The sequence below is a fragment of the Streptomyces sp. NPDC093510 genome (assembly GCF_040683555.1).
Lineage (GTDB): Bacteria > Actinomycetota > Actinomycetes > Streptomycetales > Streptomycetaceae > Streptomyces.
In genome coordinates, this window is the sequence record NZ_JBFBEE010000025.1 from 64927 (window position 1) to 78304 (window position 13378).

The 13378-nt window shown below is 70.4% G+C and carries 8 protein-coding genes; 5 read left to right on the plus strand and 3 right to left on the minus strand.

What is annotated here, in order from left to right; all coding sequences use genetic code 11:
• Window positions 1-40: 40 nt before the first annotated feature.
• Complete coding sequence (locus AB0N81_RS32560; protein ID WP_365364799.1) at window positions 41-1780, minus strand: ABC transporter ATP-binding protein; 1740 nt, start codon at window positions 1778-1780, stop codon at window positions 41-43.
• Between the two features lie 163 nt (window positions 1781-1943).
• Here AB0N81_RS32560 and AB0N81_RS32565 point away from each other — a divergent pair, with 163 nt between their 5' ends.
• The 3 genes from AB0N81_RS32565 to AB0N81_RS32575 all read left to right on the plus strand — a co-directional run bounded on the left by AB0N81_RS32565 (window position 1944) and on the right by AB0N81_RS32575 (window position 6980).
• Window positions 1944-2387 carry a MarR family transcriptional regulator gene (locus tag AB0N81_RS32565; protein ID WP_365364709.1) on the plus strand — a complete coding sequence of 148 codons (444 nt, stop codon included), beginning with the start codon at window positions 1944-1946 and terminating at the stop codon, window positions 2385-2387.
• A 43-nt stretch (window positions 2388-2430) separates the two neighbouring features.
• Entirely contained in the window at window positions 2431-5355 is a 2925-nt protein-coding gene (locus AB0N81_RS32570; protein ID WP_365364711.1) for an FAD-binding and (Fe-S)-binding domain-containing protein, read from the plus strand.
• Window positions 5356-5498: 143 nt separating this feature from the next.
• Window positions 5499-6980: a Gfo/Idh/MocA family oxidoreductase gene (locus tag AB0N81_RS32575; RefSeq protein WP_365364713.1), complete on the plus strand. Its 1482-nt coding sequence runs from the start codon at window positions 5499-5501 to the stop codon at window positions 6978-6980.
• A 68-nt stretch (window positions 6981-7048) separates the two neighbouring features.
• Here the strand turns inward: AB0N81_RS32575 and AB0N81_RS32580 are convergent, their stop codons facing one another.
• Window positions 7049-8653, minus strand: coding sequence for a peptide-N4-asparagine amidase (locus AB0N81_RS32580; RefSeq protein ID WP_365364715.1), 1605 nt, complete (start codon window positions 8651-8653; stop codon window positions 7049-7051).
• Between the two features lie 92 nt (window positions 8654-8745).
• Complete coding sequence (locus AB0N81_RS32585; protein ID WP_365364801.1) at window positions 8746-9498, minus strand: L,D-transpeptidase family protein; 753 nt, start codon at window positions 9496-9498, stop codon at window positions 8746-8748.
• Window positions 9499-9725: 227 nt separating this feature from the next.
• On the opposite strand from AB0N81_RS32585, the gene AB0N81_RS32590 reads away from it, so the two are divergent.
• Both AB0N81_RS32590 and AB0N81_RS32595 read left to right on the plus strand, forming a co-directional pair.
• Window positions 9726-11567 (plus strand): ABC transporter ATP-binding protein, encoded by a 1842-nt coding sequence (locus AB0N81_RS32590; RefSeq protein WP_365364717.1) that lies wholly within the window; start codon window positions 9726-9728, stop codon window positions 11565-11567.
• Window positions 11564-13345: an ABC transporter ATP-binding protein gene (locus AB0N81_RS32595; RefSeq protein WP_365364719.1), complete on the plus strand. Its 1782-nt coding sequence runs from the start codon at window positions 11564-11566 to the stop codon at window positions 13343-13345. The genes AB0N81_RS32590 and AB0N81_RS32595 overlap by 4 nt, the downstream gene beginning before the upstream one ends.
• Window positions 13346-13378 lie beyond the last annotated feature (33 nt).

A 13378-nucleotide genomic window follows, 5' to 3' on the forward strand; every position in this document is an offset into this window, starting at 1 on the left:
GGCACGGTAACCCGCAAATGGTGATATTCCTGGCATATCTTCATGTCGCTGGCTCCAGTTGGGCGTCTCTGCGGACGAGGGCGGCGTAACGGCCGTCGCGCGCCAGGAGTTCCTCGTGGGTGCCCCGCTCAGCGGTGCGGCCGGCGTCCAGGACCACGATCTGGTCGGCGCCGCGGACCGTGGAGAGCCGGTGGGCGATGGTGAGGGTGGTCCGGCCGGCGGACAGCGCGTCGATGGCTTCCTGCACGGCCCGCTCGGTGCGGGTGTCCAGAGCGCTGGTCGCCTCGTCGAGGATGAGCACGGGCGGGTCCCGCAGGATCGTCCGCGCGATGGCCAGGCGCTGCTTCTCGCCGCCGGAGAAGCGGTGGCCGCGCTCGCCGACGACCGTGTCGTACCCGTCGGGGAGGGATGCGATGTGGTCGTGGATCTGGGCGGCGCGAGCGGCGGTGGCGAGCTCCTCGTCGGTGGCGTCGGGCTTGGCGAAGCGGAGGTTCTCCGCGACGGAGGCGTGGAAGAGGTACGTCTCCTGGGAGACCACCCCGACGGCACGCGCGAGGGTGTCGAAGTCGAGATCGCGCACGTCGACCCCGTCGAGGGTGACGCGGCCGCCGGTGACGTCGTAGAGCCGGGGCACCAGATGGCTCAGGGTCGACTTGCCGGAGCCGGTGGGACCGACCACGGCGAGGCTGCCGCCCGCGGGGATGGCGAGGTCGATGTCCTGGAGCGTGGGGCCCGACTTCTCGTCGTAACGGAATTCGACGTTCTCGAAGCGGACCTCTCCCCTGATCTTGTCGAGGTGCACCGGCTTCTCGGGCTCGGTGATGTCGACGGGCAGGTCGAGGTACTCGAAGATGCGCTGGAAGAGCGCGAGCGACGTCTGGATCTGCACACCGGTCGAGAGCAGGCTCACGGTCGGCCGGAACAGGCCCTGCTGCAGCGAGACGAACGCGACGAGCGTGCCGATCGAGACGGTCGGGCCGCCCGTCTGGAAGGCGATGCCCGCGGTCCAGTAGATGACGGCGGGCATGGCGGCCATGACGATCGAGATGACGGCCATGCGCCAGCGGCCCGCCATGTTCGACCGGATCTCCAGGTCGACCAGCTGCTCGGACTCCTCGGCGAAGGACTTGGTGAGGGAGTCGGCGCGCCCCATCGTGCGGCCGAGCACGATGCCGCTCACGGAGAGTGATTCGGTGACCGTCGCGGCCATCGCGGCCATCTGCTTCTGGCGCTGCGTGGCGATCTTCTTGCGCTCGCGGCCGACGCGGCGGCTGATCCAGACGAAGACCGGGAGCAGGAGGAGCGAGACGACCGTGAGCCGCCAGTCCAGGGCGAGCATGGCGACGACCGTCGCGATGACGCTCGTGAGGTTCGAGACCAGGGACGTGGCGGTGGAGGTGACCGTGGCCTGCATGCCGCCGATGTCGTTGGCGATCCGGGACTGGACCTCGCCCGTGCGGGTGCGGGTGAAGAAGGCCAGGGACATGCTCTGCAACCTGCCGTACACCGCGGTGCGCAGGTCGTGCATGACGCGCTGGCCCACGGATGTGCTGATCAGGGTCTGCAGGACGCCGAAGACACTCGTGACGACCGCGCTGAGGATCATGCCGAGCGCGAGCAGGCTGAGCAGGCCCGTGCGCCCCTGCGGAAGGGCGGTGTCGAGGATCTCCTTGAGCAGGAACGGGGTCGCGACCGAGACGAGCGACGCGGCGCAGACCAGCAGGCCCACGATCGCGAGGCGGCCTCGATAGGGACGGAAGAGGCGGAGGATGCGGCGCATCTGGCGCGGCTGCGGCTCCTCGCCGGGGGCGGGAGGCTGCGGCGTCCAGTCGGGTTCGTCGTGGCGCATGGGCTCCTTCGGGATTCGGGACGACAGCGACTCAGGGAGCATAGCTCACTGTTACCTATACTCACAATGCACAAGATCCTGGTAAAGTTCCCGCATGAACACCCCGGACCCCGACGGCCTGCTCGCCGAACAGTTGCTGCGGCTGACCCGCAGGCTGCATCGGATCCAGAAGCGCCATCTGGTGCCGATCGGCATCACGCCCGCCCAGTCCCGCCTGCTGCGCACCCTCGCGCACTACGAGACCCCGCCGCGCATGGCCGACCTCGCCGATCGCCTCGAAGTCGTCCCGCGCGCCGTGACCACGCTGGTCGACGGCCTGGAAGCCGCCCATCTCGTGCGCCGCGCGCCCGACCCCACCAACCGCCGGGTGATCCGTATCGAACTCACCGACGCGGGTCTCAAGGCCCTCGGTGAGCTGCGCGGCGCGCGCCGGGCCGCCGCGGAGGACATCCTGGCCCCATTGGACGCCGAGCAGCGCGCGCAGCTGGGCGTCCTGATGAACGCGCTGTTCGACGTGCCGGACGTCCGCCGCTGCTGACGGAGCCGACACGGAGCCCACACGGAGCCGACGAGGAGAGCTCATGCCACTGCTGCAGCCCGAGCCCGACGCCCTGCGCCCCGGACCCGCGGCGCGCACGGAAGGCCCGGCGCACGACCGCGTGCCGGGCCGGCGCGGCGGCGGCACCCCCGAGCCGCTGCGCTCCGAACTGGCCGCGCTGCTCGGCGCGGACAAGGTCCTGACGAAGATCTCCGACCTGGTGCGGTACGCCTCGGACGCCAGCCCCTACCGCTTCGTGCCGCAGGTCGTGGTCGTCCCCGAGGACATCGACGACGTGTCGGCCGTCCTGTCGTACGCGCACGGCAGGGGCCGCGAGGTCGTCTTCCGCGCGGCCGGTACGTCGTTGAACGGCCAGGCCCAGGGCGAGGACATCCTCGTCGACGTGCGCAAGCACTGGTCGGGCGTCGAGGTGCTCGGCGGGGGCGAGCGGGCCCGCATCGGCCCCGGCACGACGGTCGTGCGCGCCAACGCCACGCTCTCCCGGTTCGGCCGGGTGCTCGGCCCCGACCCGGCGAGCGCCATCGCCTGCACCATCGGCGGCGTCGTCGCGAACAACGCCTCGGGCATGACGGCGGGCACCACCCGCAACTCGTACCGCACGGTCGCCTCGCTGACCTTCGTGCTCCCCCCCGGGACGGTCGTGGACACGGCCGAGCCCGATGCCGACGAGCGCCTCGCACACGCGGAACCGGAGGTGTGCGAGGGCCTGTTGGCCATCAAACGGGAGATCGAGGCCGACGCCGAGCTGGTGGCCCGCATCCGCGCCAAGTACGAGATCAAGAACACCAACGGCTACCGCTTGGACGCCTTCCTCGACGGTGCGACGCCCGTGGAGATCCTGCGCGGCCTGATGGTCGGCTCCGAGGGCACGTTCGGCTTCATCTCCGAAGTCGTCTTCGACACGCTGCCGCTGGACCGGCACACGACGACCGCGTTGCTCTTCTTCCCCTCACTGCCCGCGGCCGCCGCCGCGGTGCCGTTGTTCAACGCCGCCGGCGCGCTCGCCGTCGAGCTGATGGACGGCAATACCCTGCGCGCCTCGGTCCGTGTGCAGGGCGTGCCCGCCGACTGGGCGGAGCTCCCGAAGTCGACGGCCGCGCTCCTTGTGGAGTTCCGTGCCCCGGACGAGGCCGTCCAAGAGGCGTACGAGGCAGCGGCCGCCAAGGCCCTCGAAGGGCTCGAACTGGTCACGCCTGTCCCGTCGGTGACCAACACGTTCACGCGCGACGCGAAGACCATCGGCGGCTATTGGAAGGCGCGCAAGGCGTTCGTCACCGCTGTCGGCGGTTCCCGTCCCTCGGGGACGACACTGATCACCGAGGACTTCGCCGTACCGCCGGGCAGGCTCGCCGAGGCCTGCGAAACGCTGCTCGAACTCCAGACGCGGCACGGCTTCGACGCCGCCGTCGCGGGTCACGCGGCGCACGGCAACCTCCACTTCCTGCTCGCGTTCGACGCGGCGGTCCCCTCCGACGTGGAGCGGTACGCCGCGTTCATGGACGACTTCTGCCGTCTGACCGTGGAGCGTTTCGACGGCTCTCTGAAGGCCGAGCACGCCACGGGACGCAACATCGCGCCCTTCCTGGAGCTCGAATGGGGACCGAAGGCGACCGAGTTGATGTGGCGCACGAAGCAGGTCATCGACCCGGACGGCGTGCTCGCGCCCCGCATCGTCCTCGACCGCGACCCGAAGGCACATCTGCGCGGGCTGAAGACCATCCCCCAGGTGGAGCCGATCGCCGACCCGTGCATCGAGTGCGGCTTCTGCGAACCGACGTGTCCCAGCGAAGACCTGACCACGACGCCGCGCCAGCGCATCGTGCTCCGCCGCGAGATGATGCGCCAGCCCGCGGGCTCCCCCGTCGAGGACGGCCTCGTCGAGGCGTACGGATACGACGCCGTGGACACCTGCGCGGGCGACTCGACGTGCAAGCTCGCCTGTCCGGTGGGCATCGACACGGGCGCCCTGATGAAGGACTTCCGCCATGCCCGGCACTCGCCCCGCGAGGAGCGGGCGGCCGCTCTCGCCGCAAAGAACTTCAGGGCCGTCGAAGCGTCCGCGCGGCTCGCGGTGGCCGCCGCCGACAGGATCAGCGACCGGCTGCTGACCCGCGTGACCCGGACCGCCCGCAAAGCGGTGCGCCCCGACCTCGTCCCCGAGTGGCTGCCGCAGATTCCCGGGGCCGCCGCGCGCGGACTGCCGCGCACCGTGCGCACAGGCGCGTCGGCCGTCTACTACCCGGCGTGCGTCAACCGCATCTTCGGCAGCCCCGGCGACCGCTCCCTGGCGGAGGCCGTGGTCGCCGTCTCCTCACGCGCGGGGAAGCCGGTCTGGATTCCGGACGATGTCGCGGGGACGTGCTGCGCGACGATCTGGCACTCCAAGGGGTACGACGCCGGGAACAGGGTCATGGCCAATCGCATCGTCGAGGCGGCCTGGGGCTGGACCGCGGGAGGCCGTCTGCCGCTGATCGTCGACGCCTCGTCCTGCACACTGGGCATCGCCCATGAGGTCGTGCCCCATCTGACCGCCGACAACCGCGAGTTGCACCGGGAGCTGACCGTCGTGGACTCGATCGTCTGGGCCGCCGACGAGCTCCTCCCCCGTCTGACGGTGCACCGCACGATCGGCTCCGCCGTTCTGCACCCCACCTGCTCCATGCAGCACCTCGGGGACGAGGCGCAGCTCCGCGCCGTCGCCGAAGCCTGCGCGGACGAGGTGGTCATTCCGGACGACGCGGGTTGCTGTGCCTTCGCAGGCGACCGCGGCATGCTCCACAAGGAGCTCACGGAATCGGCCACGCGCAAGGAGGCCGCGGAGGTCACGTCCCGCTCCTTCGACGCGCACCTCTCGGCGAACCGCATGTGCGAGGTGGGCATGGATCACGCGACGGGCCGTGGCTACTACTCCGTACTCCTGGAGTTGGAGCGCGCGACGCGTCCGTAATCGGTAGAGCCGTGCTCTCTGGTACTCCTCAATAAAATCCAACTCTTCGGTTCCTCCTGTCTCTTGCGCCCCGGCCGTGCCCCCACCAGGGTGGCTTCCGCCCCAGTGGTAGAGACCAGCCGACATTCAGCTACGGAGGTCCGATGCACGACGAGAACGCCACCCCGACCCCTGACGGCACCACCCCCGACGACAGCACCGGGAGCGCGACGGGAGACGGTCACTCCCGCCGCACGGTGCTCCGCACGGCGGGACTCGCCGGCGCGGGACTCGGAGTCGGCGCCTTCGCGGGCGGCACGGCGCACGCCGACGCTCCCGCCGCCGCGGCCGCCTCTGCCTCGGACACGGATGCGGCCACGGGCAAGACCCCCGCCCGCAAGGGCGACACCATGATCGACGTACCGTTCGAGCGGCGCTCCACGGTACGGGTCGGGATCATCGGGCTCGGCAACCGCGGCGGCAGCATGATCGACCTGTTCCTCGCAATACCGGGCGTGCGCGTCGTCGCGCTCTGCGACCCGGTCAAGGACAAGACCGCGGCCGCCGCGAAGAAGGTCACGGCCGCGGGCCAGCCCGCCCCGGCGACGTACACCAAGGGCGAGCACGACTACGAGAAGCTGTGCGAGCGCGGCGACATCGACTTCGTGTACGTGGCGACGCCCTGGGACCTCCACTTCGCCATGGCCAAGTCTGCGATGCAGAACGGCAAGCACGTCGGCGTGGAGTGTCCGATCGCCATGCGCCTCGACGAGCTGTGGCAGCTCGTCGACCTGTCCGAGCGCACCCGCAGACACTGCATGCAGCTGGAGAACTGCTGTTACGGCAAGAACGAGATGCGCGTCCTGCGCATGGCGCACGCGGGCAAGTTCGGTGATCTGCTGCACGGGGCGGGCGCCTACAACCACGACCTGCGCGGCCTGATGTTCGACCCCGACTACTACGAGGGGCCGTGGCGGCGTCTGTGGCACACCCGGCTGCGCGGCGACCTCTACCCCAACCACGGTTTCGGCCCGGTCGCCAACTACATGGACGTCAACCGCGGTGACCGTGTCACGCACATCTCCAGCTTCGGCACGCCCGCCCTCGGCCTCGCCGAGTACCGCAAGGCGCACATGCCCGCGGGCGACCCGAGCTGGAAGGAGACGTACATCGAGAGCGACCGCACCATCAGCCTCGTCCAGACGGCGAAGGGGCGGGTGATCCGCTTGGAGCATGACGTCTCGACGCCTCATCCCTACAGCCGCATCAACAGCCTCGGCGGCACGAAGGGCGTCTTCGAGGACTACCCCGCGCGCATCTACATCGAGCCGGACCACTCGAACGACCAGTGGGCCGACTTCGCCAAGTACGCCGACTTCGACCACTGGCTGTGGAAGGAGCACTCCAACCCGCCCGGCGGCCACGGCGGCATGGACTACATCATGATCTTCCGGCTGATGCAGACCATGCAGCTCGGCCTGGTACCGGACTTCGATGTGTACGACGCCGCGACATGGACGGCCCCCGTGCCGCTGAGCCATCTGTCGATCAAGGCGAAGGGCGCGCCGCAGGCGATCCCGGACTTCACGCGCGGGCTGTGGAAGAAGGCACGGCCCGGAATCGACTCGGAGAAGCCGAAGGGGTAGGACTGGGCGAGGCGGGGCCCGGGCCTCTCCTGAGCCCGGGCCCGGGCCTCCGTGGTCGTCCTAGGGGGTCAGCAGCGTCGATGGTCCTCGGTCAGTGTTCCCTGGACGGTGGCCAGGGTCCGGTCGTAGCAGCCCTGGTCGCCGACGAGGCGGTGGCGCTCGCGCGATGTGCCCACGGCGTGCCGTTCCTCACGCGGGACGTCGGCGGTGTACGTCGCGTCGCCGTCGTATCGGTCGTCCAGCACAGACCAGTTGACGCGCCGGTCATCCCGCGTCGTGACGCTCTCGGCGCGGTCGCCGAGGGAGATCCGGGTCCGCAGCCGGTCGCCGGTTCCGAGGGTCGTGGTGCCGTCCATGGTGTACGTCCGGTCGGTGCGCGCAGTGCTGCGGCCCGTCGTGACCGACTCGCGGTCGGTCCATGTCGCCTTGAGCGCGTCCATCGACTCGCCCTCGGTCCAGCGGTGGACGGACGTGTTCGCGAGGGCGCGGGTCACGGTCGTCGCGACGCGGCCGTGCGAGGTGTTGACGTACCCCGAGACGCTGAGCCGATGTCCGCCCTCCGTGTCAAGCCGGTGCGCCTCGCTCCCCGAACCGGGTTTGTACGTCGACTCGTTGTCGAGGCCGCCCTCCTTGTGGCGGGTCAGCCCTCCCGTGACGTGGTGGCTCTTCTCGTCCTGCCAGACCAGGACGTTGACCGGCGTGCTCCAGCCGGTCTGTGCCTCCGGTACGCCGACGACGGAGACCTCCACCTGGTGCGGGCGACCGTCGTTGAGGACGCCGGCAAAGGGGGTCAGGTCGTACTCGATGGGCTTGATGTCGAAAGCGCGGGGCCCCGGGATCACGTACCAGAGGAAGGGGTTGGACCAGCCTCCGGTCCACACGGTCGGGAACGGCGCGGCGATGCCTGCCAGTTCGCCGTCGACCTTGACCTGTACCTCGCGGTAGGGGCCTTGGTCGGCCTTGCAGGAGTAGGGCGCGGCGTCGGGCACCGTCAGGTACCAGTACTCCTCGCAGCCTCCGCCGGAGCCTGTCGCGTACACCTCGGCGACGATGCGTTCGCTGTTGCGCGGTGTGGTGAGGGTGGGGCTGTCGCCGAGGGGGATGATCCGGTCGGGCGTCTCATGGGCGCCGACGCCCGCCTTGCGCTGCTGGTAGAACGTCAGCGTCGCCTTGACGTCGATGATCCCGGTGTACGTCTCGTTGACGACGTTCCCGATGAGCATCTCGACCTTCTGGTCGTGGCTCAGCGTCTCGCTGTAGCGGGTGACGTCCTTCTCCACGGACCAGGTGATGCCGTCGACCGACGGCTCCGGGGTCGATGTGCGGAGGACTTCGACCCCTCCGATGCGCAGGTAGCCGAGACGGTCGTACTGCCGCCCTTTGACCTTTCCGTCGAGCCGCAGGACCACTTTGCCCCAACGACCCTTGCCGCACTTGTCTGGAGCGGCGTAGTCGCCCTTGTACGGCGTGAAGTCCTTGAACTGCGCTTCGGCGACAGTCACTTCGCAGGACTTCGTGTGCGGTTTCGGTACGGGTGGCGCGGCGGTGACCGGGTCGTGCCAGTCGTTCCCGAACTCCGGTGGGGGCGTGGCGGCCGCGGCCGGACCGGTGCCGAGGAGGGTGCTCGCCGCGAGGGTCATCCCGGCGAGCATGGACATGACGCGTCTTCTCATGGGGGATTTCTATGGGCAGTTGCCGATCACCGCAATGGTGCCGCCGCCCCCGTCCCGCCCTCGACTCGACGGTGCCGCAGATGAACGACCGCCTACGCCCTCAGGTTCGCCCTGTCGCCCATCACGATCACCGGGTGCTGTTTCGGGTCGAGCGTGCGCAGCAGGTGCTTCACGCCGGCCTTGGACAGGCTCACGCAGCCTGACGTACCGCTGCCGTGGTCCATGTGCAGCCAGATGCTGCCGCCCTTCGCCTGGCCCTGCGGGCGCGTCGGGTCGTTGGGCGGGGTGCCCTTGGCGCGGTTGTAGTCGATGGCGATGACGTAGTCGAAGTCGTGCCAGTGCGTCTTGGGCCAGTAGTGCGGAGCCTGCATGGACACGGACTCCGAGTAGGGGAACTTGGCCCCCGGGTCCGCGAGGACGCCCCCCGCGTCGGTGAGCGTGAACACGCCGACCGGGCTGCGCTTGTCGTTCTCGCGATGGTCGGTGGTCCAGCCCTTCTTGCCGTTGTGCGCGGGCCAGCTGCGGGCCTTCTCCCAGGTGGTGTCCTTGTCACCCGACTTCGTGTAGAGCACGACGGTCGACTTCGCCGAGTCCTCACCGGCGCCGTAGACCGCGACGACCTGACGGGAGTCCTTGGGAATCCTGGACTGCAGACGGTCGCCCACCTCGGGGATGCGCCGGGGGTCGTCGGTTCCGGCGTTGGCGCTCTCCCCGCCCTGCGCGCCGTCGCCCCGCCCCGCGCTCTTGCCGTGCCCCGCGCCGGCGTCGCCCTTCTGCGAACCGTCGTCGTTCCCACTCGCGCACGACGTCAGAAGAACACCGCAGGCCGCTGCCGCGACCACCACTCGCACTCCACCGGCTATTCGCATCCGTCCATGGTCGCACTCGGTCCGCGGTACCCCCGCCAAGCCTCACGGCCCACGCCGGGACAGGGCCGATTCTTTACCCCAGGGCGGAAAACCGTTTGCTTCGGACCACTGCGCGAGGCGAACCTTTCACGGTTTGTAACCGCCGTCCGCTCCCGCGACCACCTCGCCGGAGCGGCGACCGCCGCACCGATTCCTGGGACGTCATGCAGATTCGCGACCTTCCGTTTCCCGACCCCGGCGTCCCCGATGTCCGGTCGGGGCCACGCTTCCTGCTGTGGTTGGGCCGCAACCAGCTCGGCGGACAGCTCAAGTCCCTCGCCTGGGGCCTGCTGCACTTCGGCTCCATCGCGGGCCTGCCCTACATGGTCGGCGTCGCCGTCGAAGCCGTACTCGACAAGTCCGGCGAACGGCTCGCCCTCGCGGGCGCGCTCATCGTCCTCCTCGGCGTGGCCATAGCGGTGGGCGACACCATGCTGCATCGCACCGCGGTCACCAACTGGATCACGGCCGCGGCACGCGTGCAGCAACTCCTCGCCCGCAAGACCGCCGCACTCGGCTCCGCGCTCACCCGGCGCGTCGCCGCCGGTGAGGTCGTGGCCGTCTCCACCGGCGACGTCGAGAAGATCGGCTGGTTCGTGGAGGCGCTGTCGCGGTTCGCGGCGGCCGCGCTCACCGTCGTCCTGGTCTGCGTCGGCCTCGTGGTCTACCAGCCCGCCCTCGGCGTCGTCGTCGCCATCGGCATCCCCGTGCTCGCACTCTCCGTGCTTCCGCTCCTGCCCGGCGCCACGCGCCGGGCGGACTTCCAGCGCGAGAAGGCGGGACGAGCCACCGAACTGGCGTCCGACACCGTCGCCGGGCTGCGGGTACTGCGCGGCATCGGCGGCGAGGAACTCTTCCTCGACCGCTACCGCCGCGCCTCGCAGGAAGTCCGCACGGCCGCGGTGCGCAGCGCCCGGATGTGGGCCGTCATCTCGGCGATCCAGATCCTGATGCCGGGACTGCTGCTCATCGCGGTCGTCTGGCACGGTGTGCACCTCGCCCGCGAGGGCCGCGTCACGGTGGGTGAGCTCGTGACCGTCTACAGCGCGATCATGATGCTGAACTACCCGCTGCGGCACTTCGAGGAGATCGCTATGGCGTACTCCTTCTCCCGGCCCTCGGCGAAGCGGGCGGCCCGGGTCCTCGCCCTGGAACGCACGGCGACGACGGCCGCGCCGGAAACGACAAAGGGCGCGGAAGCCTTGGCGGGCAGCTCACTTGAACCCTCGGGTGACCTGTACGACCCGGCGACCGGCCTGCTCGCCCCGGCCGGCCGTCTGACCGCCGTGGTCTGCGGCGACCCCGACGAGGCGGGACGGCTCGCCGAACGGCTCGGCGGGCACCCCGCGCTCGATGAGGCCACGGACCTGCCGTCAGTACGCCTCGGCGACGTACCGCTGGACGACCTGCCACTGGCCGCCGCCCGCACCGCCGTCCTGGTCCAGGACAAGGACCCCGTCCTGCTCTCCGGGACACTCGGTGAGCTCCTCGGCGTACCGGCGTCGGGAGCCGTCAGCCCCGAGGACGCGCTGTCCGCGGCGCAGTGTTCCGACGTCCTGGACGCGCTGGCACAGGCGTCGGTGGACGACGACCCGATGGCCGCCCACCTCACGGAACGCGGCCGCTCTCTCTCCGGAGGCCAGCGCCAACGCCTCGCCCTGGCCCGCTCCCTGGTCACCGACCCCGAGGCGCTGGTGCTCGACGAGCCGACGTCCGCCGTCGACTCGCACACCGAAGCCCGGGTCGCCGACGGCATCCGGCGACTGCGCCGGGGACGCACCACCGTGGTGCTCACCTCGTCACCGCTGCTCCTCGACCGAGCCGAGCGGGTCGTCTTCCTGGCCGACGGCGAGGTCGCCGCCGTCGGCGCACACCGTGAACTGGTGCGCAGCGAGCCGCGGTACCGAGCGGTCGTGACCCGCGAGACCGACACAGAGCGCGTCGCCGCCGAAGCCCTGGCGGCCTCGGAAGCCCTGACTGACTTCGACATCGAGGAGACGGCATGATCGGCCTGGCGCCCCCGGCCCACGACCCGGCGGCCCCCACGACGGCGGAGACCCTGCCCGTCGGCTCGGCCGCGACCGTACGCGACTACGTGCGCGAACTGTTCCGGCGCCACCGCCGGTCCTTCCTCCTGCTCATCCTGGTGAACACGCTCGCCGTCGTCGCCTCGATGGTCGGCCCCTATCTGCTCGGCGGCCTGGTCGAGAAGGTCTCGGACGACGCCCGCGACCTCCATCTGGAACTCACCATCGGCCTGTTCACGGTCGCCCTCCTCGTACAGGCACTCTTCGTACGCGAGGTGCGGCTGCGCGGCGCGATACTCGGCGAGCGGATGCTGGCGGATCTGCGGGAGGACTTCCTCGTACGCTCCGTCGGGCTGCCGCCCGGTGTCCTGGAACGGGCCGGCACCGGTGATCTGCTGTCGCGCATCACCACGGACATCGACCGTCTCGCCAATGCCATGCGCGAGGCCGTTCCGCAGCTCGCCATCGGGGTGGTGTGGGTGGTGCTGCTGCTCGGCGGGCTCGTCGTGACCGCGCCGCCACTGGCACCCGCCGTGCTCGTCGCCGTACCCCTTCTCGTCGTGGGCTGTCGCTGGTACTTCAAGCGTGCGCCCTCCGCCTACCGTTCGGAGGCCGCCGGATACGCCGCCGTCGCCGCCGCCCTCACCGAGACGGTGGACGCCGGACGCACGGTGGAGGCCCACCGCCTCGGCCGCCGCCGCATCGAACTCTCGGAGCGCCGCATCAAGGAGTGGACCGCCTGGGAGCGGTACACCCTCTATCTGCGGTCGGTCCTCTTCCCGGTGATCAACTTCACCCACACGGTCGTGCTGTGCTCGACGCTGATGATCGGCGGAGTCTTCGTCCTTCAGGGCTGGATCGGTGTCGGCCAGCTGACCACAGGGGTGTTGATCGCGCAGATGCTCGTCGACCCGCTGGGGATCATTCTCCGGTGGTACGACGAGCTCCAGGTCGCCCAGGTGTCCCTGGCCCGGCTCGTCGGTGTGCGCGACATCGAGCCGGACGCCGGTGACTCCTCCGTGACCCCTGACGGACGACATGTCCTCGCCGACGACGTGCACTTCGGCTACCGCGCGGGCGTCGACGTGCTGCGCGAGGTGTCCCTCGCCGTCGAACCCGGCTCGCGTGTCGCCCTGGTGGGGCCGTCGGGCGCGGGCAAGTCGACCCTGGGCAGGCTCCTCGCCGGGATCTACGGACCGCGTACGGGCCATGTCACCCTGGGCGGCGCCGCGTTGTCGGCCATGCCCGCGGAGGAGGTGCGCGCACATGTGGCCCTGGTCAACCAGGAACACCACGTCTTCGTCGGCTCTCTGCGCGACAACCTCCTGCTGGCCAGGACCGCAGCACGGGACGCCGAACTGTGGGCGGCGCTCGGCGCGGTCGACGCGGCCGATTGGGCACGGGGCCTCGACGAGGGCCTGGACACCGAGGTCGGCTCGGGAGGATTCGCTCTGACGCCCGCGCAGGCCCAGCAGATCGCCCTGGCGCGACTGGTCCTCGCCGACCCGCACACGCTGGTCCTCGACGAGGCGACCTCGCTCCTCGATCCGCGCGCGGCACGGCACTTGGAACGCTCCCTCGCCCGCGTCCTGGAGGGCCGCACGGTCGTGGCGATCGCCCACCGGCTGCACACCGCTCACGACGCGGACGTCATCGCGGTGGTCGAGAGCGGACGGATCAGCGAACTGGGCAGCCACGACCAGTTGGTGGCGGCGGACGGCGCGTACGCGGCGCTGTGGCGGTCCTGGCACGACTAGGCGGAGTTCGGCGAGCACAAGGGCTCCTGTTCT